Below are 25,317 nucleotides of genomic sequence, written 5' to 3'. Positions count from 1 at the left end.
CAGTAAGTGCTTTACGGGGAAGCCGTCGTTGCCAGCAACTCCGATTTACAGTTAACGTAAACGTCAACTTAGCGGCAAGCCAGACGCACGGCAAGCACTGGTTGGCCCTACTGGCCGAAAGTTGAAGGCAACGAGAAACACTCACTGCGGATGACACACGCTATCAATCAAGGCTTCTGCCAGTTCATCCGGCGAGCGTTCACCATCTGCGCGGTACCAGCGCACGCTCCAGTTGAGTGCGCCCAACACGAACTGACGCAATAACGAAGCATCGCCACGCAGCAGACCGGTCGCGACGCCCGCCTCGATGGCATCGCGCCACAAGGCTTCATACTCGTCACGTTGCTGAACGAGGTGCTCACGGGCAGGGCCTTCAATACGCCGCCATTCATAAAGCGCAACGACATGCGCGTTGCGGTCCGTCAGCAACGTGTCCAGATGGGCGCGCGCCAGCGCTAGCAGACGCAGATGGGCCTGATCACGGGAAGTATCAGCAGCCAGAGAGCTATCGAGAGTTGCCAGATGCTCACGGGCGATGGCCAGCGCGCTGAACATGCCCTCTTCGATCACGGCACACAGGATTTCCTGCTTGTCAGCGAAGTGATGAAACAGGCTGCCGGATTTGATGCCCATTTCCTGGGCCAGCATACGGACGGTGGTGCGGTCGTACCCCTCCTCCACAAACAGGCGGGCGGCGATACGGACCAGCTCCTTGCGACGGGGTGAGGCGGTGGCTACATTCATCGTATAACTAGCGCTTGCTTGGTTTATGGGATTGAATGGATCAAAGCACAGCCACGCAGTGATCACAACGCCATCCCAGCCCACGCAACCACTGATGACACGCCATGGGAGCCTGTCATACCGCGCCACATCAGTGATTGGATACCGCTCATTCAGTCGTGAGCCCCACCTTCTGACACAGTGTTGACAACAATAATGGAGACCGCCATGTCTACTCTTTCTCCGGCCACCAGCGCCGATGACATCGTCATTCTTGCCGGTGCCCGCACGCCAATGGGCGGCCTCAAGGGCGCGCTATCTAGCATGAGCGCCCCTGAGCTTGCCGCCGTGGCCATCAAGGCCGCCATCGAGCGCTCAGGACTCACACCTGCCGATATCGACGAAGGCATCTTTGGCTGCGTGCTTCCCGCTGGCGTCAAGCAAGGGCCGGCACGACAGGCAATGCGTCTGGCGGGCGTACCCGACAGCATCGGCGCGACCACGATCAACAAACTGTGTGGCTCCGGCATGAAAGCCACCATGCTGGCCCACGATCTGATTCGCGCCGGTACCAACCGCATCATGCTGGCGGGCGGCATGGAGTCGATGTCGAATGCTCCTCATCTGCTGACGCAGGCACGTGGTGGCTATCGTCTCGGCCACGGTGAGCTGAAAGACCACATGTTCCTCGACGGCCTGGAAGATGCCGAGACTGGCAAGCTGATGGGCGTATTCGCCCAGGACGTAGCCGATGCGCAAGGGTATGCTCGGCAGCGCATGGACGACTTCGCGATAGAGTCGCTCACGCGAGCCATGGCCGCCATCGAGTCCGGAGACATCACGCCAGAAATCGCGTCGGTCACCGTCACCAGCCGCAAGGGCGATACCGTCGTCGAACGCGATGAGCAGCCCTTCCAGGCCAATATCGACAAGATCCCGACACTGCGTCCGGTATTTGCCAAGGACGGAACCATCACTGCCGCCAACGCCAGCTCCATTTCCGATGGCGCCTCAGCGCTGGTATTGACCAGCCGAGGCGAAGCAGACAGCCGTGGCCTGGCCATCAAGGCGCGTATTCTCGGCCACAGCACTCACTCCCAGCATCCCAGCGAGTTCACACTGGCCCCGATCGGGGCAATCGATAGTCTGATGAAGAAGCTCGGCTGGACCACCGACGATGTCGATCTGTTCGAGATCAATGAAGCCTTCGCCGTCGTCACGCTGCTGGCGATGGATGCTCACAAGATTCCTCACGATAAGGTCAATGTCTTCGGTGGCGCCTGTGCCCAGGGGCATCCGGTCGGCTCGACTGGCTCACGTATCATCGTCACGCTGATCAATGCATTGGAGCGTCGTGGCAAGACACGCGGCATCGCGGCACTGTGCATCGGCGGCGGCGAGGCGACTGCCATTGCGGTCGAGCTGGCAAGCTGACGCAACGCTGTCCACCAGCTCCGCTGAACAGAGCTCGTGAAAACGCAGAAAGCCCGGATCATGGATCCGGGCTTTCTTGTTCATGCCTGATGACTCATACCTGATAGCTCATGCCTGACGTCACAGACAGGCCACGGCTTAACCGTAACGGCCGGTGATGTAATCCTCGGCCTTCTTGGTATGAGGATTGGAGAACATCGTCTTGGTGTCGTTGTACTCGATCAGCTCACCCATGTGGAAGAAGGCGGTGTAGTCGGCGACACGCGCCGCCTGCTGCATGTTATGCGTCACGGTGACAATCGAGAACTGAGACTTGAGCTTGTCCATCAGATCTTCAATGGTCGCGGTGGAAATCGGGTCAAGTGCCGAGGTCGGCTCATCCATCAGAATGACATCCGGCTTGACCGCGATGGCGCGCGCAATGCACAGACGCTGCTGCTGACCACCGGATAGCGAGGTGCCAGGCTGATCCAGAATATCCTTCACTTCTTCCCACAGGCCCGCATCACGCAGCGCGCTCTCGACCAGATCATCCTTGTCAGCGCGACGGCTGACCAGGTCATGCATGGTCGGTGCATAGGCGATGTTGTCATAGATCGACTTGGGGAACGGATTCGGCTTCTGGAACACCATGCCCACACGACGACGCAGAGCCACCTCATCCATCTTGCGGGCGTTGACGTCACGACCGTCCATCTCGACCAGACCCTCGATACGCACGCTGCGAATCAGGTCATTCATGCGGTTCAGGCAGCGCAGGAAGGTAGACTTTCCGCAGCCTGACGGGCCGATCAATGCGGTGACATTCTTCTGGAAGATATCGATATTGATATCTTTGAGTGCCTTCTTCTCGCCGTACCACAGATTGAGGTTTTCGACGCGAATGGCCAGTTCGTGATTGGCATCTTCGTTGGTGCTGATCGGGGTGCCCAGACGCTGAATTGCGGCAGGCTGCTTGGCGACAGTGATGCTCATGATCTCGTATTCCTTATTCAGTCGTGGGCCAGGACGTGCACGGTGCGACCTGCTTGCAACAGGTCGCCAGACGCTTGCCTACCAACGACGCTCAAATTTCTTGCGCAGCATGACCGCTGCCGCGTTGAGGAAGATCAGCACTGACAGTAGCACCAGGATGCCCGCCGCAGTACGTTCAACATAGGCCTGCTCCGGCTCGCCCGCCCAAGTGAAAATCTGGGCCGGAAGCACGGTAGCTGCCTGAGTAATAGACTCCGGCGCATCCGGGATAAAGGCCACCATGCCGATGATGATCAATGGTGCCGTCTCACCCATCGCCTGTGCCAGGCCGATGATCGAGCCCGTCAGAATACCCGGCAGTGACAAGGGCAACACGTGGTCACGCACTACCTGCCATTGCGAGCACCCCACGCCGAAGGCCGCCTGTCGGATGGTATCTGGCACGCTGCGCAGGGCCGAACGTGTGGTGATGATGATCACCGGTAGTGTCATCAAACCCAGCGTCAGCCCCCCGACCAGCGGTGAGGAGCGCGGCATACCGAAGAAGTTGATGAAGATTGCCAAGCCCAGTAGACCGAACAGGATCGACGGCACGGCAGCCAGGTTGTTGATGTTGATCTCGATGGCCTGCGTCAGACGGTTGTCCGGTGCAAACTCTTCCAGATAGACCGCTGTCATCACGCCGACCGGGAAGGCAAAGGCCAAGGTGACCAGCAGTGTCAGGATCGTCCCCATCGCAGCAGACCAGATACCGGCATATTCCGGCAGCTTCGAATCACCTGTGGTGAAGAAGTTGACGTTGAACTTGAGCTCGGCGGTACCGTTTTCGATCATGCGGTCCAGCACCTGCTGCTCTTTCGGCTTCAGGTGTGACTTGTGACCCTTGAGGTACTGATCGACCTGGTCATCCGAGATTACCCAGCTGTCGATCGTCTGCCCCATCAATGTCGGATCAGCTTTCATCGCACGAGGCAGCTGACGCAGCCAGCCACGGCTGACCAGGCTACGGACATCTTCTTCTACCGCCGCCAGCGGGATCTCGCGTGACTGTTCACTGTACGTGACAGGGACGTTCAACTCCGCCTGCTGGAAGGCAGGATAGCCACGCATGACCATGTCGCCGATGAACACCAGCAGGAAGCTGGCCGCCAGGGCCAAAGCGCCCATGGACATCATCTTCAGGCGCCGCGTGCGGCGATGACGGCCCTTCAGCTGGGCCGAGATGTCGTCGAATGAATGGCTCATGTCTTGTCTCGGCCTCACAGGTTATTGGCGCTGTACTTCTCACGGAAGCGGCGAATCAAGATCACCGACACCATGTTGAGCAGCAGAGTGACCACGAACAGCACCAGCCCCAGCGCGAAGGCTGACAGCGTTTCGGCGCTGGCGAATTCTTGATCGCCAGTCAATGCAGCAACGATACGCACCGTGACGGTCGTCATGTCTTCCAGCGGGTTGGCCGTCAGATTCGGACGCATACCGGCTGCCATGACCACGATCATCGTCTCACCCAACGCACGTGATACCGCCAGCAATGAAGCCGAGATGATGCCCGGCAGTGCAGCCGGCAGAATGACGTTACGAATGGTCTCTCCATGCGTCATGCCCAGTGCCAGCGACCCCTGACGCATGGTGTCAGGCACTGACGTGATGACGTCATCGGAGAGTGAAGAGATGAAGGGAATGATCATGATGCCCATGACCAGACCGGGCGCCAGCGCATTGTTGTAAGACGCATCAAAGCCCAGCGGCGAGAAGATATCCACGACGAGCGGCGCAACGCTGATGGCAGCAAAGAAGCCATAGACCACGGTCGGGATACCCGCGAGCACTTCCAATACCGGCTTGGCAATGGTGCGCACATTGGCGGGAGCGAACTCTGCCATGTAGACCGCTGCCAGCAGGCCAATGGGAATGGCGACCAGCATCGCGATCAAGGTGATCATGAAGGTACCGGCAAACAGCGGTACCGCACCGAAGTTGGCAGTACTCTCGACACCCTCGCCACGACCCGCGGACAGCTGGAAGCTGTTACCCGGATCCCAGGTAGTGCCCGTAATGAAGGTCCAGAAGCTTTCCATCTGGAAGAAGCGAATGGCCTCGAAGACGATGGAGATCAGAATGCCGAACGTAGTGACGATGGAAATCATCGCCGCCCCGATCAGAACATAACGAATCAGCGTCTCAATGGCGGTGCGCGCATGAAAGTCGGGTTTGACCAGATACAGTCCCAGCATCAGACCAAGCCCCGCCACGACCAGGCAGGTCGCCAACAGCGTGAAGCCTTCGATGTCGATGCCAGTGGTCGCGATGGCGATCACCGCTGCCAGACCGACCAGAATGGCGGGACCAGCACTGGAGATCGCCGTGAACCAGCCGTATTGATCAGGCTGGGCATACATCTCGGCACCGCCGGCACGCACTTTCTGTGCCTTGCCGCGGCCGATGAAGAAGGCTGCGAGGCCAAACAACACCACGATGCCTATAAAGAAGAGAAAGATCTGCTGGGTCTGCATCTTTCGGGTCCCGGAGTCGCGCTGTCCGCGGGATTGAGGCCAATGGCCTTCAAACAGGCCCGCGGGCAATCATGCAAACGGGCCGGCTGCCATTGGCAGCCGGCCGCGTCGAGGGTCAGCTGCGTCAATTACTTCTTGAGGTCAGCCAAGGTCAGCTGGGTACGGCTCTCGACCTGCTGACGCAGGGCTTCACGCTCTGCCTTCGGCAGCGGGATCAAGCCAATCCCCTTGAGGTAGCCCAGTTCACCGATCATCTTCTCGCTCATGAACAGCGTGTTGTAGGCTTCCTGCGCAGGAACGTCATCCTTGTGCTGGTTCTTGATGTAGTAGAACAAGGAGCGGGAGACCGGATACTCACCAGAGGAGATGGCATCAGCTTCCGGCTCAACACCGTCGATGGAAGCTCCCACGACCTTGTCAGCATTCTCTTCGAGGAAGGAGTAGCCGAAGATCCCGAAGGCTGCCGTGTTTTCCGTCAGCTTCTGGATGATCAGGTTATCGTTCTCGCCGGAAGCGATGTAGTGACCATCCTGGCGGATATTGGTATAGCCTTCGCCGCCGTAACCTTCCATGTCTTCAGTGGCAACTTCCATCACCAGCTCTTCGAACGCATCACGCGTACCAGAAGTAGAAGGCGGCCCGTAGACAGTGATCTTGCGATCCGGCAGCGAATTGTCGATGTCAGACCACTTCATGTAGGGATTGTCGACCAGCTTGCCATCGACCGGGACCTGGGCGGCCACGGCCATGGCGATCTGCTCACGGGTCAGGTTGATGTTGCCGTTATCGACAGACTGAGCGAACGCGATACCGTCGAAGCCGATCTTGGCTTCGGTGATGTCGGTGATGCCATTGTCTGCGCAACGTTCAAACTCGGAAGTCTTCATACGACGAGACGCGTTGGTAATGTCCGGCGTGTTGTCGCCCACACCTTCACAGAAGAGCTTCATGCCACCACCGGAACCGGTGGACTCGATGACCGGCGTCGGGAAGTCGCTGGTAGCGCCCAGTTCTTCAGCCACATAGCTGGAGAACGGATAAACCGTGGAAGAGCCAACAATACGCAGCTGCTCACGTGCTTGTGCTGCGCTGATGGAAGCGGCCATGACCGCGACTGCAATACCCGTTTTGAGGAACGCCTGCATGCCTGAAACTCCTTGCGAAAAGAATGAGCCACTGAGTGTTGGCTTCTTGTCTACAGGGAGTACCTTGCCAAGCATTCATGACAACTGTGTGACAGCCGAGGCAACTTGGGACAATGCAAGAACGCTTATGCTTCTATCGGCTCATGTCGTGCCAGAGCGCGCCGCCCTGCCAGCACTCGCAGCAGGATATTGCTGACCAGTGCCGTTGCCAGCATGCCAAGGACCATCGGCCAAAGACTGTTCAAGGCCAGGCCTGCAATCAGCATCCCGATCAAGGCACCACTGGCAAACTGCAGGCTCCCGATCAGTGCATTGGCCGTGGCACTGATGCGCGGGAAATATTCCAGCGCGGAGGAGATCGCATTGGGAGCCACCATGCCATTGGCCCCTACGAAGACCATCAGCAAGGGCGCGATGATCGCCAGGCGATCCAGCCCCAGTGCCAGCATCGTGACCAACAGAACTGCCGCCATCAGTTGAATACCGATACCGATACGCAACAACCGAGGGGAAGAATAGTGTGACAACAAGCGTACATTGACTCGATTGGCGGTGAACATGAACAGGATATTGGCGCCAAACAGTGCCGGATACCACGCCGCCGTCACACCGAAGTGTTCCATATACACGTAAGGCGAGGCCGTGATGAAGGCGAACATGCCGCCAAAGCCCATCGCCTGCGTCACGGCATATCCCATCGCCGGCCCATGCCGTAACACGCTGGCGTAATCGCGAGCGACCTGAGCAAGACTGGCAGGCAGTTCATTCTCCTCAGGCGTGCGGCGGGTTTCCGGTAAGCGCAATGGCAGCACCACCAGCAGAAAGGCGGCGTAGGCTGCCAGGAAGGCAAAGATCAACCACCATCCTGCCAGCCCCAACAGCAGACTGCCGATCGCGGGAGCAATCAGTGGTGCCAGCATCATGATCACTGCCACGGTCGAGAGCACCTTGGCGGCCTCGCGACCTCTGAAGCAGTCGCGCACGATCGCCGAGGAGTTGACCACCGATGCACCACCGCCAAGTGCCTGCACGAAGCGCAAGGCCCACAGGCCTTCAAGGCTATCGACCTGGGTGATGGCGAGGCTCGCCAACAGGAATACCGCAATTCCCGACAGCAATACCGGCTTGCGCCCGATGCGATCCGACAGAGGCCCGAAGATCAGCTGGCCCAGCGAAAACCCGAGCAAGAAGATCGAAAGCGACAATTCGGTATAGTGCACCGTGGTGCCGAGATCGTCCGCCATCGCTGGCAATGCTGGCAGGTAGGCATCAATGGCCAATGGAGCCAGTGCGGTATTGGCAGCAACCAACAAGGCCAGCTGTCGGGTTTGACGCTTATCCACATTCCCTCCCGGAATATTCATGGCGACAATAAAAGCAGTAGTTTCACAAGCAAGCTCTACCTGAAGGTAGACGCCCCTGCCGTCAGATAACGACAGTGGGCGAGCCGCCACACAATTGGTACAGTGAGAGTATCCACGTGATGAATGTCACATGAGTGTGATAACTTTTACATCAACTATCTCATTGCACACTTTTCGAGATTCACTGGTAGAAGGCGACACGATTGCCCTGCCCGTCACGCCTTACCTCTTCATGCTTGTCGCCATCAGGCGGCTCGCGCTCAGCACAGGAAAATCTTGCATGGCCCAGGACAAGCTCTCCCAGCTCAAGGAAATGACGACCGTGGTCGCTGACACCGGTGATCTCGATGCTATCCGCCGTTTCTCCCCTACCGATGCTACCACTAACCCGTCACTGATCCTGCAGGCGGCACAGGATCCATCACGCCGTGAGCGCCTCACTGAAGTGGCTCGCAAAGCGACTGATATCGATGACGCTGTCGACGCCGTGGCCGTGGATATCGGTACCGAAATCGCGGGTCTGGTACCGGGTTACGTCTCTACCGAAGTCAGTGCTCGCCTGTCCTTTGATACCGACGAAACCATTCGTCGCGCCCATCGCATCATTGAGCGTTACGCTGCAAATGGTGTCGGCCAGGAACGTATCCTGATCAAGACTGCCTCTACCTGGGAAGGTATTCGCGCTGCCGAGAAACTCGAACGCGAAGGCATCCGTACTAACCTGACCTTACTGTTCAATTTTGCGCAGGCCCAGGCGTGTGCTGATGCCGGCGTGACCCTGATTTCGCCCTTCGTTGGCCGTATCCTCGACTGGCACAAGGCTCAGCAGCCAAGCGCCGATTTCAGCGGCGACAATGATCCGGGCGTGCAATCAGTCAAGTCGATCTACGACTACTACAAGGGTCATGGCTACAAGACCATCGTGATGGGCGCAAGCTTCCGTAATACTGGCGAGATCGAAGCACTGGCCGGTTGTGATCGCCTGACCATCTCTCCGGCACTGTTGGGTGAACTGGCCGAGACTAGCGGGCCGCTGACGCGTCGCCTGATCCCGGTAGATGCCGAGAGCAACGTACAGGAAGCGCTTAGCGAATCTGACTTCCGCTGGGCCATGAATGAAGATGCCATGGCGACCGAGAAGCTGGGCGAAGGTATCCGCAAGTTCATGGCCGACCAGCGCAAGCTTGAGACGCTACTGGCTGAGCTGCGTCAGCACTGAGCACATCGAGCCCCGCTGCACTGAAATGAGCAGCATAGGAACGAATGCACCGAGATAAAGGTACCAAGACCAAAAACGCCTGCCGTGAGTCACGGCAGGCGTTTTCCGTTGGAGTGACTCCTCCTGCGCAAGGTCGCCATGCTGGCAGACTCAGTGCGGCTGACGCTGCTCTTCGCTCTCCAACAACTCGATCAGCGGCTGGAACTGAAGGCGATTGTGTCCATTCAGACACATCAGTAGGCGATGCGCTTCGAGGATACGTCCACGCAGCTCACCTTCCTCCTGCATTTCGGAGGATGGCTCGGCCAACGGCATATCATCACAGCAGCTGGTAGAGTCAAGCCCCGCCTGCTCTGCCGCGGGCAATTCATTGGCGTCCACGACACTGGCTACCTCGTCGAATCCCATCACCTTGAGCATGGTCAAGACGTCAGGATGAGTGGCGACGACCTGCGCCGGCAGTACCAGGCGATCGCGCACCGCCAGTGCCAGCTTGGCGAGAAAGCCCAGCGCAGTGGAATCGACATTCGTCGCTTCACGCAGATCGATGATCACACTTTCCAGCCCATCGACCGCAGCCACGCGCTGCACCTGCTGGTCCAGCGTGGCGCACAGTGTCAGGCGCACATCACCGGACAGCTTGAGCACGAACAGGCCATCGTCAAACACGGCCTGGATACGTCCTTCATCCATCATGGAATCCTGTCAGCGTCATCAGGGTAAGGTCATCCGGCAACTCACCATCCAGCGCCAGTCCGCGGCGCAATCCCTGCACATCATCACTGCTCAGTATCCGTTGATGCAGTGCTCGTGTTCTATCTTCCAGCGCCTCCCCGGGCAGGCATTCCAGTACTCCATCACTGGCCAGCCACAGGCGAAAGCGCGCAGGAAGCGCCACACGATACGCCGGATAGTGGGTCCCTGGGAAGAGGCCGACCGGCCGCCCTCCCCCTTCCAGCACGTGCAGAGCGCCATCCGGTGTCACTAGTACTGGCATCGGTAGCTGTGCCCCCAGCGTGTAGTGCAACGTACGTGTCTCGCGATCAATCACGCCACACAGTACGGTGGCATGCTTACCGATACCACTGTCGAGCAGCTCACGGTTGAGCAGTGCCAGCCACTCGGGGCCAAAAGTCTCCGGCGTATGCTCATCCCAGTGGCGTATCGCACGCGCGAACAACAGCTTGAGCAACACCGTCACGAACGCTGACGATGCACCATGCCCAGAGACATCAGCGAAATAGAACAGGCTGAAACGCGCGTCGACCGCCTGATACTCGAGAAAGTCACCCGAAAGGTATAGCGACGGAGAGAGACAATACTCATAGCACACGCCATTGACGTGCTGACCACTCTCGGGCAATAGCCGCTGCTGAATCTGCCCACCGGCCTGTTGGTCCTGACGCAATAGTGCCAGGTGCGTCTCAAGATGCTCATTGAGCTCCTCAAGACGCGCACGTGCCTTGGCATGCTCATGCGCCAACTGGTGATGCTCCGCCGCCCGTTTAAGCAGAGTGCGGAGTACCGAGCCGTGCTCACGTGGCGAAATCAGGTAGTCCACCAGCCCCGCCTCCACCGCCGGCAGCAGACATTCATCGCCGCGGGTCTCAGCCACCACTACGGTCGGCAGCCGCTCGGCAAGCCGAGCCCAGTCGTGGCTCACGACCGCCTCGACATGTGCCACCACCACCGCAACACCGCTGGGTAGCGACGCAATGCTATCGCAGGCGGCGACTGCACAGCGGTCATCCGTCAATACTGTCGCCAATGAATCGCGTCGCGCGCCGGGTAGGTCAATCAGACCGATCAACAGACGCTTGCCTTGCTCATCCGTCATGCCAGCCTCTCGTGCCAGTCAGTCGAAACAATCTTGAGCCTTGCCTTCGGGATAGTCTTGAAGCCCGAAGGCAGGACCTCATGACAGCGCTGTCAGATAGCCATATCGAGACAGAAACCGCCTACTGGCTGTCATCTTCCGGTGCAAAGGCGCCGTCGAGATCTGCGTCATCGAAGCTATCGCTGGCAAAGGGATCATCGCCCAGCTTGCCATCGAGAATGTCGAAGTTACGACGCTGCAGATAGGCGTCACGAATAAAGCTGTAGCGGTCTCCCTGGATCAGCTTTTCCTGTTCCAGCAATCCGGCACGGGTATCCACCAGGTTCAAGACGTCCAGACCATAGCGAACCTTGTCTTCTTCGATGTAATTGACGGGATCAGCGAAGTAATCCACCGGCAGACCCGCTGTATCACGCAGAGTACTCGGGCCCAACAACGGCAGCATCAGGTACGGTCCCTGCCCAGTGCCCCAGACAGCCAGCGTCTGTCCAAAATCCTCGTCGTCTACCGTCCAGCCAAGCTCGGTAGCCGGGTCGAACAATCCAGCGATACCCACAGTGGAGTTGAGCAACAGGCGCCCGGTGGAGATACCCGCATTGGCCCATTTCCACTGCAGCACCGAGTTGAACATGGTGCTGATTTCGCCAAGATTGGAGAAGAAATTACCGACGCCATCCTGTACCAGCACCGGTGTCACATAATCATATCCCTGGGCGACCGGCTTGAGCGCATAACGATCCAGCGTGTCATTGAAGGTATAGACATTACGGTTGAAGCCCTCCCACGGATCCTGGGGATTCGGCTCACTATCTCCTGTACTGGCACAACCAGCCAGCAGAGACATGGCCAGCAGTGCCGGCAGGGAAGTCTTGATCGTACTCATCGTGTCACCTGTAAGTCTGTTTGAAACCGGCCGTATCATCAGCACCCTTGCATTCACGAGCCAGCTTGCGAGCGAGCACCAGCACATACCTGCAAGCCAACTACCCCGCCCGTTCAGAGCATGCCGAGACCACCCCCTGGCTGCCTCGGCACTCATCTTCGGTCTTCTTTATACGTTTCGCGCCGACCAAGAGCCAGCGTAGGGCGTCCGCCCCACACAATGATCTACTTCAGCCGCAGCGCTTCAACAGCACGCTGCCAGCACTATAACCTGCGCCGAATGAACACAGCACACCCAGGCTTCCCGCAGCCAAGTCATCATGGTGCAAGTGGAAGGCGATCACGGAGCCCGCTGAGCTGGTATTGGCATAGCGATCAAGGATGATCGGCGCTTCCAGTTCAGAAGGGTCACGACCCAGCACACGCCGCGCAATCATGTCATTCATATGGCGGTTAGCCTGATGCAGCCACATTCGATCCAGATCACTACCCACGGCGTCAATATCGCCCAGGTGCGTGGTAATCAGTTCGGCGACTAGCGGGCAGACCTCGCGAAACACACGACGTCCTTCCTGGATGAACAGCTTGTCGTTCGATTGCTCGGCTGTGACCTCAGAGTCACCGATCGCTGCGGCTTCAGCGATACCATCATCAAGAGCGGCGGCGCGGTTGAGGAAACCAAAATTATTACGAATGGCATTGGAAAAACGAGTAACCAGCCGCGACCCCAGCACTTCGAAACCATCAGTGCGCGTGGCGACATCGGCGGCCTCCAACACGACAGCAGTGCAGGCATCGCCGAAGATGAAGTGACTATCACGATCACGAAAGTTGAGATGTGCACTGCAGATTTCAGGATTGACCATCAGCACACGCTTGGCGCTACCACTGCGGATCGCGTTGGCTGCCATCTCGATACCGAACGTGGCGGAGCTACACGCCACGTTCATATCGAAGGCATAACCACCCGCCGCCAGCGCGGCCTGCAACTCCACTGCTACGGCAGGATATGGGCGCTCAAGATTCGAGCAAGCCACGATCACCAGATCAAGATCCTCAGCCTTCACGCCAGCAGTCTCCAGCGCCTCACGCGCGGCAGACACGCCCATCTCACATTGGATGGAGGGCTGGTCATTAGCGCGGGCGGGCAAACACGGCCGCATCCGCTCAGGGTCAAGAATACCCTCGGCATCCAGTACGTAGCGACTATGAATACCTGATGCCTTGACGATGAACTCGGCACTTGATTCAGTACGCGCCGTAAGCTCACCACGTGCGATGGCATCACTGTTGGCGGCATTGTCCGCCGCGACCCAGGCATTGAAAGAGGCGACCAGCGCCTCATTACTGATGGCATTTTGCGGGGTATATAGCCCAGTACCGGTGATCAGCACTCGATGATTGCCACCTGCAGAGCCCTGACGGTCATCGCTTGTGGTATGGCAGGTATTGTCATTGCTGGGCATGCATTCACTCCTGACAGCGGTACTTCATCGAAGACCGCCCATTGTGTGAGTGATGGTGAGGGCAATCGCCTGTCGCGGCCTGCCGACGGCACCGGCATTGCCATTCTCTCTATCGTGTCTTCAGTGTACGCCGTATCGTCACCGACAGACGCCTGAGCGACACATCCATCACTAGATAAGCTGGAGCTTGAACAGCAGCTCCTGTCATCAGAATGGGCCATCCCGGCCCATTCTGCCTCCACGCACGGGTCACGCAAGCCTGTCATGCCACGCACTGCCTCCACCGAGTTGACAGACGGTGGCTCAGCGTCGTGCCATCAGTTCCTGCCAGCGCTTCTCGAGACGTTTGGCCGAGACCGTATCCAGCGTGCCGAGTTGCTGGGCAAACAGCGACACGCGTAGCTCCTGCAGCCACCAGCCAAAATCATCCAACTCTGGATCAGGCAGACCTTGATCGCGGACTTTGTTCAATCGCGTATCAAAGCGCGACTCGAAGCCCTTGACCTCTTCCATGTCACGCTGATCCCGCATTCGCTCTCGCGGCGCCTTGTCGAGGCGGATCAACATCGCTTCCACATAGCGCGGCAGCTGATGCAGCCATTCGCCCGCTTCACGGATGAAACCGGGGTGTATCAGCCGCTCTTGCTGGACCTTGAGATCTGCCACCACCAGCGCCATCGAGAAATCGATCTTGCCCTTGAGGCGCTTGGAGAGTTCCAGATGCTGCTTCAATGCCGCCTCAAGCGGCTTGATCAAGGCTTCAGCATGCGGTACCAGTTCGGCACGCCGATCATCCAGGCGCGCCTGCAACTCACCGCGTGAGCGCGGCAGCGGCTCAACCGCCATCACCTGCTCGAATACGCTGTAGATGAAGTCATCTGCCAGCTGACGGCGCGTGCCGACCTTGGCAAACAGCAGCGCGCAGCGCTCAAGCGCCTTCATATCCTTGTCAAGATAGCGAACCTGCTCCGGCAGGCGCGCCATTGCCAGACGCGTAATACCGTCGCGATGCGCGGCAGCCGCCTTGGCTGGATGATCAAACAGCTCGACCGCCAGCCTTGGCTCGCCCTGCTGTTGAGTGGAAGATGCGGTTGGAGAGTGGCTGGAAGGCGCACTGTTCTTGCCAGTCTTGCGTGCCAGCTTGCGCTGCTTGGCACTCATGCCGGCACCAGGGTCGGCACCCTCTTCCTGCATCGCGCGGACTACCAACGCAGGATAGGCTTCGACACGGATACCGGCTTGCGTGGTGCTGTGCGAGGTAGCCATCGGTGTGTCTGGCAAGTCCTCCAGCACCTCACTGGTGGTGTCGCGGCTACGATTGGCCATGGCACGCGCCGCGGCGGCGGCAGAATCCTTGAAGCGTGCTTCCAGGGCTTCCAGATCCCGTCCTTCCCCCAGCACCTTGCCATCCTGATCGACGATACGCAGATTCATGAACAGGTGCGGCTCCAACGCCGCGGGCTGCCAGGCATCTTCTGGTAGGCGCAGGCCTGTCTTCATGCGCATGAACTCGCCCAGCGCGCTGGTCAATGGCACATCGTCCGGCGTGAGTGCCTCAAGCGCGGCATCGACCCAGTTGGGGATAGGCACCACCTGCTTGCGATACTGCTTGGGCAGTGACTTCATCAGCGCGATCGCCTTGTCCCTCAACAAGCCCGGCACCAGCCATTCGATGCGGTAGCGCGGCAGCTGAGACAGCATCGCCGCCGGCACTATCATGGTCACGCCATCATCGATAGCACCCGGCGAGAAGTGGTAACTGAGCGGATAAGCCACGCTGTTGTGATTTAGCTGCTCCGGATAACGCGCCGCCGTCACCTCACCGGCATCGCGTGCCATCAAGTCATCGAGATTCAGATGCAGGACGTCGGGATTATCCTGCTCGGCATCCTTGCGCCAGGTATCGAAACTACGGCCGTTGTAGATACCGGCAGGAATGCGCTCGGCATAGAAGCTGAAGAGCGTTTCTTCATCGACGAGGATGTCACGCTTGCGCGCACGCGCCTCCAACTCGCCCACTTCTTCCATCAGGGCACGATTGTGGGCGAAGAAAGGCGCACGCGTCTGAAATTCACCCTCGACCAATGCACGGCGGATGAACAGCTCGCGCGATTCTTCCGGTGCCAACGGCCCATAGTGCACCTTGCGCGCCGTCACGATCGGCAGGCCAAACAACGTGACCTGCTCGCTGGCGACGACCTGGGCGCGCTTCATCTCCCAGTGCGGTTCGCTGTAGCTGCGCTTGACCAGATGCTCGGCCAGCGGCTCCACCCACTCAGGCTTGATCGCTGCCGCCTGACGCGCATAAAGCTTGGTCGTCTCGACCATCTCGGCCGCCATCAACCACTTGGGAGACTTCTTGGCCACGCCAGAGCCGGGGTGCACGAAGAAGCGTCGATTACGCGCGCCCAGATACTCACGATTCTCCTGCTTGAGGCCAAGATTGGAGAGCAGCCCCGTCAGCAATGCGCGATGCAGTGATTCACCATCGATTGCGACTGAAGGCCGCCGTCCCTGACCATGTCCGGCCAGTATCCTGGAGACGACGTCGGCCTGAACCTCTTCCTCACGCGGATGCTGGCTACTGGTGAGCTCGAGCCCCAGATCACGCGTGACCTGCTTGAGCTGACGATAGGTATCATGCCATTCGCGCAGCCGCAGATAGTTGAGGAAGCGTGCCTTGCACCAGCGACGCAGCGGATTGGCCCCGAGGGCATCGCGCGCAATCTCGAAACCGTCCCATAAATTGAGCCAGCTGATGAAGTCAGAGCTATCGTCATCCCACTCGTGATGCGCCTGATCCGCCGCCTGACGCTTCTCGGCAGGACGCTCACGCGGGTCTTGAATCGACAATGCACTGACGATGATAAGCACCTCGCGCAAGCAGCCGCGGCTTGCGCCTTCCAGCACCATGCGCGACAAGCGCGGATCAATCGGCAGCCGCGCCAGGGTACGGCCGTCTCGCGTCAGGCGGTTTTGCTCATCGACAGCGCCCAGCTCACGCAATAGCCGGAAGCCATCACTGACAAAGCGCGAATCCGGGGCATCGACGAACGGGAATTTCTCGATATCGCCAAGCTTTAGCGACAGCATCGACAGGATGACTGCCGCCAGATTGGTGCGCTGAATCTCGGGCTCGGTGTACTCCGATCGCGCGAGGAAGTCTTCTTCGCTGTAGAGGCGGATACACAGCCCCTCGGCGATACGACCGCAACGCCCCTTGCGCTGGTTGGCGCTGGCCTGACTGATAGGCTCTACCGGCAGACGCTGAATCTTGGAGCGGTAGCTATAGCGGCTGATGCGTACCAGACCGGGGTCGATGACATAGCGAATACCCGGCACGGTCAGCGAGGTCTCGGCGACATTGGTGGCCAGCACGACGCGGCGTCCGCGATGTGGCTGGAAGACACGGTTCTGCTCTTCATTCGAGAGGCGCGCGTACAGCGGCAGTACCTCGGTATCACGTAGCTGGGCACGGCGCAGCGTATCGGCAGTGGCGCGAATCTCGCGCTCGCCCGGCAAGAAGATAAGCACATCGCGCGGACCTTGCAGCCAGCCCTTCTCACGCTCGATCACCGACAGCTCTTCCACCGCACGCAGAATGCCTTCCTGCAGACTCAAGTCTTCCTCGTCCTCAGCATCGCGTACCAGCGGCAGATAATAGGTATCCACTGCATAATTGCGTCCGGTCACCGAGACGATCGGCGCAGGCGTGCCATCAGGCGCGGCGAAATGCTGGCTGAAGCGCTCCACATCGATGGTGGCCGAGGTAATGATGACCTTGAGGTCCGGCCGGCGCGCGGTGAGACGCTTGAGGTAGCCGAGCAGGAAGTCGATGTTCAAACTGCGCTCGTGGGCCTCATCAATGATGATGGCCTCATAACGGCTAAGATCCGGGTCATGCTGGGTTTCCGCCAGCAGAATGCCGTCGGTCATCAGTTTGACCAGTGTCTCCGGCCCCGTGGTGTCGTTGAAGCGCACCTGATAACCGATCGTCTCACCGAGCGTCGTCTCGAGCTCTTCCGCCAGACGCGCAGCGACTGAACGCGCTGCCAGACGTCGTGGCTGGGTATGGCCGATCAGACCATTGCGACCTAGCCCCATTTCCAGACATAGCTTGGGGAGCTGGGTGGTCTTGCCCGAGCCAGTCTCACCCGCCACCACGACGATCTGATGCTCTCTCAGCGCGGCAAGAATATCCTCGCGGCGCTCCACCACCGGCAGTGTCGGCGGATAGTTGAGCGCAGCAGGTGTCTGCCAGCGCGCCAACGCCGTCTCGCGAGCCGCACGCTGAGCGATGCTGGCGTCCAGCCGTGTCTCGATGTCATTGATGGCGCGATCAACAGGCTTGCCCTCTTTGAGGCGCCGACGCAGCCCCGCCAGACGCTTGCCCAGTTCACGCTGGTCGCGGATCAGGGCACGTTCGAGTCGAGCCGCAAGGGCCTCAAGACGCGTATGTTCGGACGGTGCGGTAGCGGTGTCGCTCAATGACTGCCTCTTCTCAACCAGAGGCCATGCACCTGAGTGCATGGCCGGAAACTCTCGGAATTCGGCCACCGACGCATAACCTCGCGCGGCAACCTGAATGACAAAACGGCCCATCAACAAGTGACGGGCCGTTCATTGTAGCCTTGCCAGCAGCCGTGCCCAACCTTGGACGGCTCAGACACGACACACACCCCTTCTCCAATACACCCATCTCAGACTTCGCGCGTGGGCTCGTTCCCACTATCACGCAGTTCGCGGCGTAGTACCTTGCCGACATTGCTCTTGGGAAGCTCGTCGCGGAATTCGACGAAACGCGGCACCTTGTAACCAGCCAGCTGCTCCTTGCACCAGGTACGCAGGGTATCGCGATCAAGGTCTGGGTTGCGTGAGACGACAAATAGCTTGATTGCCTCACCGCTCTGCTCATCAGAGATGCCGACCACCGCCGCCTCCTCGACATCAGGATGACCGCAGACGACATCCTCAACCTCGTTCGGATACACATTGAAGCCGGAGACGATGATCATGTCCTTCTTGCGATCGACAATGCGCACGAAGCCATCCGGCTGAATAACGGCGATATCACCGGTGCGGATGAACCCTTCGTCATCCATTGCCTCCCGGGTGGCATCCTCACGCTGCCAGTAACCCTTCATCACCTGCGGGCCGCGCACGCACAGCTCACCGGGCTGATCACGCCCCAACGTCACGCCTTCAGCGTCAACTACCTTGAGCTCGGTACCCGGCACAGGACGACCAATCGTGCCGAGCTGCAGCTCCCGCGGGGGATTGAAGCTGACGATGGGCGAAGTCTCGGTCATACCGTAACCCTCAGCGATGGGGCAGCCGGTAATGGCCTCCCAACGTTCAGCCGCGGTACGCGTCAATGCCATGCCACCGGAGATGGTGAGCTTGAGCTTCGAGAAATCCAGGGCCTTGAAATCATCACGCTGGCATAGCGCCGAGAACAGCGTGTTAAGGCCGACAAAAGCGGTAAACGGCGTATCGCGCAGTGTCTTGATGAAGCCATCGATATCGCGAGGATTGGTGATCAGCACGCTGTGGTTGCCGCTTTCCATGCTGTAGAGGCAATTCACCGTGAAAGTGTAGATATGGTAGACCGGCAACGGCGCAATAAGCACTTCCTGCCCCTCCTTGAGCACATCACTGATCACACCGCGTGCCTGAAGCATATTCGCGACAAGATTTCGGTGTGTCAGCATGGTGCCCTTGGCCACGCCAGTGGTACCACCGGTGTACTGCAAGGCAGCAACATCATCCGGCTGACGACTGACACGGGCATGCGACAGACCCGCACCACGCTTGAGCACATCGCGCAGACCGTGTGCCTCAGGGAGTGAATAGGCCGGCACCATCTTCTTGACATAACGCACCGCTAGATTGATCAGCGGACGCTTGGGGAAATCATGGAGATCCCCGATCTCGGTGATGATGACCTCCTCAATCGAGGTGCGCTCAAGTACCTTCTCAAGCTTGTCGGCCATATTGGCCAGAATCACGATCGCACGGGCACCGGAATCATGGAACTGGTGCTGCATTTCACGCTCGGTATAGAGTGGATTGGTATTGACCACGACCAGTCCCGCACGCAGCGCACCAAAGACAGCCACCGGAAACTGCAGCAGATTTGGCAGTTGGATGGCGATTCTGTCGCCGGGCTCAAGCCCGGCATCATGCTCGAGCCAGGCCGCAAAGTTGCGCGACAGACGATCCACATCAGCATAACTCAGCGTCTTGCCCATGCAGCTGAACGCCGGACGGTCGGCATAGTTGGCACAGCTGGCCTCAAAGACCTCGAGAATAGAGGGGTAGTCCTCAAGCCCGCAAAGCGGTTCGCCGCACAGAATCAGCTCGTCACTGCCTGTCGGGCTCGTATTGTCAGCACTATCAGCCGCCGCAGAAGCGGCAGGATTGGCATCACGCATGGCTATGGGCTCCATGACTGCGTTCGTCGGATACAGGCCTGCTCGAGTCGATGGGATCGATCACCGCAGAACTTTCTCACCACGCGACTCGATCACCAACACCGGCTGTGTGTATCGACAGCCTCTCGAAGAATTGCACCGTTTGTTGTTATCGGGCCGTCACGCCCGCATGTGAATGGGTGGCACGAATGATAGACGCATCATCGCTGTTATACGCTACCTTAACCAGCACGCTCAGCATTGTAAAACGGTCGATTGAAACCATCGTTCGTATTTATGGATGTTTTGTAAGGTCACCATATTGCAGGCATTCGACCTTGGTTCGACGCCATCTTGGGGAACAGTTCAAGCGACGCAGCATGCAACGGTGTGAAAGACACACGACTCTCGCATCAACATTTAGGTCTTTTAGGTCTCTAGCATGTCGTCATGCGTTTCAGATCTTTGAGTCGTAGCTTGCTTGCCCTTACTCTGAAGCGCATCCGGCGATAACGCCAGTGAAGAAGGTGCACTCCACCTTGCGTCTATTCATCTGGCAACACCTTCGTTTATCGCTCATCTGTAGAGGAGTCTCGCATGGCACAGATCTATCAGGATAACTCGCTAGCCATCGGCAACACGCCGCTGGTCAAGATCAACCGCCTGAGTAGTCACCCGCGCCTTTACGCCAAGGTGGAAGCACGTAATCCAGCGTTTTCCGTCAAATGCCGTATCGGTTCCAGCATGGTGTGGGATGCCGAAGAGCGTGGCGCGCTCAAACCGGGTATGGAAATCGTCGAGCCAACCTCCGGTAACACCGGCATTGCACTGGCCTTTGTCGGCGCTGCACGTGGTTATCCGGTGACACTGACGATGCCGTCCTCGATGAGCATGGAGCGCCGCAAGGTACTCAAGGCACTGGGTGCCAATCTGGTACTGACGGATCCGGCCCTCGGGATGCAGGGCGCCATCGACAAGGCCTGCGAACTGCAGAAAGCAGAACCGGAGCGTTACTTCCTTCCGCAACAGTTCTCGAATCCTGCCAATCCGCGCATCCACGAAGAAACCACTGGCCCGGAGATCTGGGACGCGCTGGATGGGGATATGGATGTGCTGGTGGCCGGTGTCGGCACCGGCGGCACCATCAGCGGCATCGCGCGTTATTTCAAGACGATTCGCGGCCAGACGCTTGAAGCGGTAGCAGTGGAACCGGCAGAATCCGCCATCATCACTCAGCGCCTCAAGGGCGAGTCCATCACGCCCGCGCCGCACAAGATTCAAGGCATTGGCGCCAACTTCATCCCTGACAACCTGGACCTGACGCTGATCGATCGCGTTGAGCCGGTCGCCAGCGATGAGGCGATGGCCATGGCACGCCGCATCATGAAAGAGGAAGGCATCATGTGCGGTATCTCTTGTGGCGCGGCAATGATCGCGGCACTGCGACTGGCCGATGATCCGGCGTACGCTGACAAATCCATCATCGTCATCCTGCCGGACAGCGGCGAGCGCTACCTGTCCTCACCGATGTTTGCTGGCATGTTCGATGAAGTTGAAGACTGATATGCCGCATTCCAGCACTTAGTCGAACAGTCGTTAGACACCGTTGTTAGGCGTAGTTGTTAGGCGTAGTTGTCAGACACGGTTGTCAGACATGGAAAGGGCCGCATTCGCGGCCCTTTCTGATTTGTAGACATCAATGAATGTCTTCTCACTGAAGCGTACTCAGCAACTCACATCGGTAGCCAGCCAATCTGGCTTGAGGCGCGCCGTCGCCTGCCTATCCGCCCCCTCGCCTTCTTCAATCGGCAGTTCACCGCCAAGACTCGCCACCAACTCGCCTTCGCGGAAGACCACCAGCTGCCCCGGCAACAGGCGTACCCACTGCTCGTTATCGGTCAGCGGGTCTGTTGCAATCACCGACACCACGTCGTTGCAGGTGGTGTGCTGCTGGAAGTCGACGCTCATCTCGAAGTCAGTAAGACTCGCCTTGCCGAAGGGAGCGCGACGAGTAATGTGAGCAAGCTTCGTCGTGCAATAGGCATACAGATGTACGCCATCTGACAGCAGTAGATTGAAGACACCCATTCCGCGCAGTTTCTCGCACTGCGCATGTAGGTGGCGCCATAGATCAACGCACTGTTGCGGCGGTTCAGGAAAGGCACGCCGAATCTCACCCAGCAGAAAGCACGCGGCATGTTCACTATCAGTGCTGCCTACTGGACGGTAGTACGGCAGCGGCAGCGCCTGCCACTCCGCCAGCTGTCCATTGTGGGCATAGCACCACTGGCGCCCCCATAACTCACGCGTGAACGGGTGAGTGTTGGCCAGGGTGATCTGCCCTACGTTCGCTTGCCGGATATGGCTGATCACCATCTGCGACTTGATCGGATACTCCAGAATCATCCGCGCGATAGGCGAATCGACCGAAGGGTGCGGGTCACGAAATTCGCGATAACCACCCTCTTCATAGAAGGCGATACCCCAGCCGTCACGATGCGGCCCCGTGCCACCGCCACGCTGTAGAAAACCAGCGAAACTGAAGCAGATATCGGTCGGCACATTGGCACTCATGCCGAGCAGTTCACACATGGGGTTCCTCCCGGGAATGCGGTTTACGCTTCAGGCGACGCACCAGCATGATGAGCACGAGCAGGCCAATCACACCGGCCACTGCATAGGCAATCATACGACTTTGCGGTGATTCCGCCTCATGTCTGGCAAAGCGTGAAGCGCCTTCAAACCATTGATTGATCAACGCCGGTACCTTGTCAATCGGCAGGCGACCTTTCATCAACAGTGCATTGAGGTCTTCCTTCTCCTCACCCGCCTGATCCAGACCCTGGACGTCTCCGAACGCTTCGCCCTCAATCGGCGTGCGATCCAGATTCGCAGCGCGACGTGCCGCACGCTCATTGAGCGTGAAGGGGGCGAGATCAATGAAGCGGGCTTCACCGTCCATTTCGACGCGGGCGCTGATCTGCACGTCAGCGCTGACATCACGCTCAAGAAGCGGCAGGTCAATGCGCCACTCACGCTCGCCCTGTTCACTCACCGAAAGCGTCTCTCCTCGCAGCGTGGCCACCAACCGGGTGTTGGCAGTATTGAGCAGTGGATGACGCGCAATGACCTTCAAGGCCTTCGGCGGCGTGCCCGATGCGTTGGCAGCCCCCGGAACAGGCTCGACCAGCAGCGGATCAACCACGCTGGTGCGCTGACTGAGCTGACGTGCAAAGGACGCATTGTCACGATACCCGGCCACGGTCATTGTCAGGCGGGCGCCCCCCAGCTGCTGAGGAGCAGGCATATCGACGTTGAAGACGGCACCGTCACGTTCCAGTCCTCGCTGCTGTGCCGTGGTCACCCCAGCCATGGACGCACCCAGGGTGTCATCGGCCGTGTTGGCGGCCGCTAACGCATCGCTATCCTCTTCCGGCACCAGTCGTGCGTTGCCGTCCAGCGTGGCCAGGAAAGCCTCGTCCTCGATATCTCGCGCACCATCGGCCAGCGATGCTTGCAGCGAATAGCCGAAGCCACGGTATAGCGTGGCAGGCAACGGGCGCGATACCAGCGCCAGATCCGAGACCACCGTAATCCGGCTATCGGCATCCACCTGGCCGTCGATACGCCACTCGCCAGCCTGTGGGGCATCAACGGTAATCAAGTCGTAGCGAGGCTGGTGCACCCAGCGCACACCATCAGGAAGGTCACCGGCGCCGGCCAATGAGGGTAACTGATAGCGCTGACCATCAGGGGCGATCAGCACCGGGGCACTGGCATTCGGGCCATGGAAGACCAGCGCGGTGAACTCTTCCACGCTGCCATCAATGACGAAGCGCTTGTCTTCCAGCGGCACCTGCTCACCGGGCACGATGCGATCCAGCGCGGCGAGGAAGGTTCGCAGCAGGTCTTCCGGCGTTTCGGCAACACTCGCCAGGCCACCCGTGGCATCCGCAATCCGCTGGAGCAGATCAATATCCGCGTTACGCGACAGCGCCACGGTGTGCACCGTGATGTTGTGGCGGGCAAGCGCAGGCGCCAATTCATCAATGATGCGCTGACGTGATGCAGTATCGCGCGCCGTCTTCTGACCGGCAGGCTCACGCAGATCCACCATGCCATCGGAGAGCAGAATGATCTGCCGCGGAGCATCGCCACTGACCTGTGCCTGAGCGCCTTCGGCAGCCGCACGCAGCCCTGATTCCAGGTCGGTGTACTGCTCGTAATCATCGAGACGCCCTTCAAGGCCACGCGCCGACTGCTTCCAGTTGCCATCGACCGGCCCCAGTGCCAGCAGTGGCTGTACTTGCTCGCCGAAGCTCCACAGCCCGGCGCGTGAACGCTCAGGTAGCAGCGTGACGAGAAGGTCCAACGCACTGGCACGCAGGTTGCCAGGGTCGTTGTGCTTCATGCTGCCCGATACATCAATCGCCATGCGCAGATCAGGGGCAGCTTCCTGCTGCTGAGGAGCAGCTGCCGTCGCTTGTGCCTCTTCCGCCTGCACCAGTGGACTCAACAGCAGGCTCGCCAGCAACGACGCGAGCAGAGTCATGCTCAGGCGCTCTGACTTGCGGCGCGGGAAAGACGGCGAAACATTCACATCACGAGGCATCACAGATCCTTAGTCCACGCACGGACAGTGCACAGATAGCGCTGATCAGAGGGAAGGTTCCTGACGATCGCGCGCCGCACGACGTGCTGCAGCACTGCGCGCAGGCGCATCGCGGCTTTCGGCACGCAGGCCGCTATCGACAGCCTCTTCCTGGTCTTCCTTATCATCGTGAGCTGCACGACGTGACGGATGCTGCGCCGCACGACGGCGCTGTTCACGACCACGTCCCAGCCACCAGATACCCAAACCTGCCGCCACGCCCACTCCAGTGCCGAGTACCAGCATGGCAAAAGATGATGCCGCCCCGCTGCCATCTTTCTGTATCAGGCTGACGGCAAAGGCCACAATCGCCGGCGCCATGCCGGAATAGCTATCCGCAGGAACGGTTGCCGTTACATGAAAGCCCGCGGGGACCGCGATCATGCCGGTGACGCCACCGACGACCAGCCAGCGCATGAAGCGCGGCAATATCCGCACCGCCATATAGCCGGAAAACACCACTACCACTGCCAGACCGAAATAGATCAGCCACATCTGCGGCAGGGAATCAGAAATCATCATGCCCTTCACTCCTGTCAGAACTACCTAACAACACGTTCTATCAACACGTTCCATAAAGAACCGCCTGGTCAAACTGGCGATCAGCGCTTTCAGATGGTGCTTCCAAGTCGAGACTTCATTCCCTACGAACACATCCCGTTCATGACGCCCTGCCGCGACGCCTTCGTGAC

The 25,317-nt window shown here is 59.1% G+C and carries 18 protein-coding genes; 3 read left to right on the top strand and 15 right to left on the bottom strand.

Annotated elements, in window-relative coordinates; all coding sequences use genetic code 11:
* Positions 1-141: 141 nt before the first annotated feature.
* Complete coding sequence (locus GQR90_RS02760) at positions 142-744, bottom strand: TetR/AcrR family transcriptional regulator (protein WP_158772789.1); 603 nt, start codon at positions 742-744, stop codon at positions 142-144.
* A 207-nt stretch (positions 745-951) separates the two neighbouring features.
* Here GQR90_RS02760 and GQR90_RS02755 point away from each other — a divergent pair, with 207 nt between their 5' ends.
* On the top strand, positions 952-2,157 hold the full coding sequence (locus tag GQR90_RS02755; RefSeq protein ID WP_158772788.1) for an acetyl-CoA C-acyltransferase: 1,206 nt from the start codon (positions 952-954) through the stop codon (positions 2,155-2,157).
* A 138-nt stretch (positions 2,158-2,295) separates the two neighbouring features.
* On the opposite strand, the gene pstB is transcribed toward GQR90_RS02755, so the two are convergent.
* The 5 genes from pstB to GQR90_RS02730 form a co-directional block, all read right to left on the bottom strand.
* Positions 2,296-3,132, bottom strand: a complete 837-nt coding sequence (gene pstB / locus GQR90_RS02750) for a phosphate ABC transporter ATP-binding protein PstB (protein WP_169734530.1) — start codon at positions 3,130-3,132, stop codon at positions 2,296-2,298.
* A 78-nt stretch (positions 3,133-3,210) separates the two neighbouring features.
* Positions 3,211-4,377 carry a phosphate ABC transporter permease PstA gene (gene pstA, locus GQR90_RS02745; protein WP_024952406.1) on the bottom strand — a complete coding sequence of 389 codons (1,167 nt, stop codon included), beginning with the start codon at positions 4,375-4,377 and terminating at the stop codon, positions 3,211-3,213.
* Between the two features lie 14 nt (positions 4,378-4,391).
* Entirely contained in the window at positions 4,392-5,648 is a 1,257-nt protein-coding gene (gene pstC, locus GQR90_RS02740) for a phosphate ABC transporter permease subunit PstC (RefSeq protein WP_158772787.1), read from the bottom strand.
* A 128-nt stretch (positions 5,649-5,776) separates the two neighbouring features.
* Positions 5,777-6,793, bottom strand: coding sequence for a substrate-binding domain-containing protein (locus GQR90_RS02735; protein ID WP_158772786.1), 1,017 nt, complete (start codon positions 6,791-6,793; stop codon positions 5,777-5,779).
* Between the two features lie 125 nt (positions 6,794-6,918).
* A complete protein-coding gene (locus GQR90_RS02730) occupies positions 6,919-8,136 on the bottom strand; it encodes a Bcr/CflA family multidrug efflux MFS transporter (protein WP_233266404.1) in 1,218 nt (405 codons plus the stop codon).
* A 301-nt stretch (positions 8,137-8,437) separates the two neighbouring features.
* Here GQR90_RS02730 and tal point away from each other — a divergent pair, with 301 nt between their 5' ends.
* Positions 8,438-9,376, top strand: a complete 939-nt coding sequence (gene tal, locus GQR90_RS02725) for a transaldolase (protein ID WP_158772784.1) — start codon at positions 8,438-8,440, stop codon at positions 9,374-9,376.
* Positions 9,377-9,526: 150 nt separating this feature from the next.
* Here the strand turns inward: tal and GQR90_RS02720 are convergent, their stop codons facing one another.
* The 6 genes from GQR90_RS02720 to GQR90_RS02695 form a co-directional block, all read right to left on the bottom strand.
* The gene (locus tag GQR90_RS02720) at positions 9,527-10,069 is read right to left on the bottom strand and encodes an STAS domain-containing protein (protein ID WP_158772783.1); all 543 of its coding nucleotides are present in this window, start codon (positions 10,067-10,069) and stop codon (positions 9,527-9,529) included.
* The gene (locus tag GQR90_RS02715; protein WP_158772782.1) at positions 10,062-11,213 is read right to left on the bottom strand and encodes a PP2C family protein-serine/threonine phosphatase; all 1,152 of its coding nucleotides are present in this window, start codon (positions 11,211-11,213) and stop codon (positions 10,062-10,064) included. The genes GQR90_RS02720 and GQR90_RS02715 overlap by 8 nt, the downstream gene beginning before the upstream one ends.
* 121 nt (positions 11,214-11,334) lie before the next feature.
* Positions 11,335-12,096 carry an MlaA family lipoprotein gene (locus GQR90_RS02710; protein WP_233266403.1) on the bottom strand — a complete coding sequence of 254 codons (762 nt, stop codon included), beginning with the start codon at positions 12,094-12,096 and terminating at the stop codon, positions 11,335-11,337.
* Between the two features lie 229 nt (positions 12,097-12,325).
* Positions 12,326-13,561 carry a beta-ketoacyl-ACP synthase III gene (locus GQR90_RS02705; protein WP_158772780.1) on the bottom strand — a complete coding sequence of 412 codons (1,236 nt, stop codon included), beginning with the start codon at positions 13,559-13,561 and terminating at the stop codon, positions 12,326-12,328.
* A 303-nt stretch (positions 13,562-13,864) separates the two neighbouring features.
* Positions 13,865-18,049 carry an ATP-dependent RNA helicase HrpA gene (gene hrpA / locus GQR90_RS02700; RefSeq protein WP_233266402.1) on the bottom strand — a complete coding sequence of 1,395 codons (4,185 nt, stop codon included), beginning with the start codon at positions 18,047-18,049 and terminating at the stop codon, positions 13,865-13,867.
* A 212-nt stretch (positions 18,050-18,261) separates the two neighbouring features.
* Positions 18,262-19,995: an AMP-binding protein gene (locus GQR90_RS02695; RefSeq protein ID WP_158772778.1), complete on the bottom strand. Its 1,734-nt coding sequence runs from the start codon at positions 19,993-19,995 to the stop codon at positions 18,262-18,264.
* Between the two features lie 576 nt (positions 19,996-20,571).
* Between GQR90_RS02695 and cysK the strand changes: the two genes are divergently transcribed.
* Positions 20,572-21,537 carry a cysteine synthase A gene (gene cysK / locus GQR90_RS02690; RefSeq protein ID WP_158772777.1) on the top strand — a complete coding sequence of 322 codons (966 nt, stop codon included), beginning with the start codon at positions 20,572-20,574 and terminating at the stop codon, positions 21,535-21,537.
* 162 nt (positions 21,538-21,699) lie between these two features.
* On the opposite strand, the gene GQR90_RS02685 is transcribed toward cysK, so the two are convergent.
* Genes GQR90_RS02685 through GQR90_RS02675 form a run of 3 tightly spaced genes read right to left on the bottom strand, consistent with a single transcriptional unit; the run spans position 21,700 to position 25,147 of the window.
* Entirely contained in the window at positions 21,700-22,566 is an 867-nt protein-coding gene (locus GQR90_RS02685; protein ID WP_158772776.1) for a class II glutamine amidotransferase, read from the bottom strand.
* Positions 22,559-24,586, bottom strand: a complete 2,028-nt coding sequence (locus tag GQR90_RS02680) for a VWA domain-containing protein (RefSeq protein WP_158772775.1) — start codon at positions 24,584-24,586, stop codon at positions 22,559-22,561. The genes GQR90_RS02685 and GQR90_RS02680 overlap by 8 nt, the downstream gene beginning before the upstream one ends.
* A 45-nt stretch (positions 24,587-24,631) precedes the next feature.
* Complete coding sequence (locus GQR90_RS02675) at positions 24,632-25,147, bottom strand: hypothetical protein (protein WP_158772774.1); 516 nt, start codon at positions 25,145-25,147, stop codon at positions 24,632-24,634.
* Between the last annotated feature and the right edge of the window lie 170 nt (positions 25,148-25,317).

It is taken from the genome of Cobetia sp. L2A1, assembly GCF_009796845.1.
Taxonomy (GTDB): domain Bacteria; phylum Pseudomonadota; class Gammaproteobacteria; order Pseudomonadales; family Halomonadaceae; genus Cobetia.
Note: the sequence above shows the minus strand (reverse complement) of the source record. Positions and strands in the feature narration are given on the sequence as shown.

Excerpts from the sequence above, each read along its gene's own strand:
- cysK (WP_158772777.1), top strand. The coding sequence starts at position 20,572 with ATGGCACAGATCTATCAGGATAACTCGCTAGCCATCGGCAACACGCCG.
- pstC (WP_158772787.1), bottom strand. The coding sequence starts at position 5,648 with ATGCAGACCCAGCAGATCTTTCTCTTCTTTATAGGCATCGTGGTGTTG.
- tal (WP_158772784.1), top strand. The coding sequence starts at position 8,438 with ATGGCCCAGGACAAGCTCTCCCAGCTCAAGGAAATGACGACCGTGGTC.
- GQR90_RS02685 (WP_158772776.1), bottom strand. The coding sequence starts at position 22,566 with ATGTGTGAACTGCTCGGCATGAGTGCCAATGTGCCGACCGATATCTGC.
- pstA (WP_024952406.1), bottom strand. The coding sequence starts at position 4,377 with ATGAGCCATTCATTCGACGACATCTCGGCCCAGCTGAAGGGCCGTCAT.
- GQR90_RS02755 (WP_158772788.1), top strand. The coding sequence starts at position 952 with ATGTCTACTCTTTCTCCGGCCACCAGCGCCGATGACATCGTCATTCTT.
- GQR90_RS02715 (WP_158772782.1), bottom strand. The coding sequence starts at position 11,213 with ATGACGGATGAGCAAGGCAAGCGTCTGTTGATCGGTCTGATTGACCTA.
- GQR90_RS02720 (WP_158772783.1), bottom strand. The coding sequence starts at position 10,069 with ATGGATGAAGGACGTATCCAGGCCGTGTTTGACGATGGCCTGTTCGTG.
- GQR90_RS02760 (WP_158772789.1), bottom strand. The coding sequence starts at position 744 with ATGAATGTAGCCACCGCCTCACCCCGTCGCAAGGAGCTGGTCCGTATC.
- GQR90_RS02680 (WP_158772775.1), bottom strand. The coding sequence starts at position 24,586 with ATGCCTCGTGATGTGAATGTTTCGCCGTCTTTCCCGCGCCGCAAGTCA.
- GQR90_RS02705 (WP_158772780.1), bottom strand. The coding sequence starts at position 13,561 with ATGCCCAGCAATGACAATACCTGCCATACCACAAGCGATGACCGTCAG.
- GQR90_RS02710 (WP_233266403.1), bottom strand. The coding sequence starts at position 12,096 with ATGAGTACGATCAAGACTTCCCTGCCGGCACTGCTGGCCATGTCTCTG.
- GQR90_RS02695 (WP_158772778.1), bottom strand. The coding sequence starts at position 19,995 with ATGCGTGATGCCAATCCTGCCGCTTCTGCGGCGGCTGATAGTGCTGAC.
- GQR90_RS02735 (WP_158772786.1), bottom strand. The coding sequence starts at position 6,793 with ATGCAGGCGTTCCTCAAAACGGGTATTGCAGTCGCGGTCATGGCCGCT.
- pstB (WP_169734530.1), bottom strand. The coding sequence starts at position 3,132 with ATGAGCATCACTGTCGCCAAGCAGCCTGCCGCAATTCAGCGTCTGGGC.
- GQR90_RS02675 (WP_158772774.1), bottom strand. The coding sequence starts at position 25,147 with ATGATGATTTCTGATTCCCTGCCGCAGATGTGGCTGATCTATTTCGGT.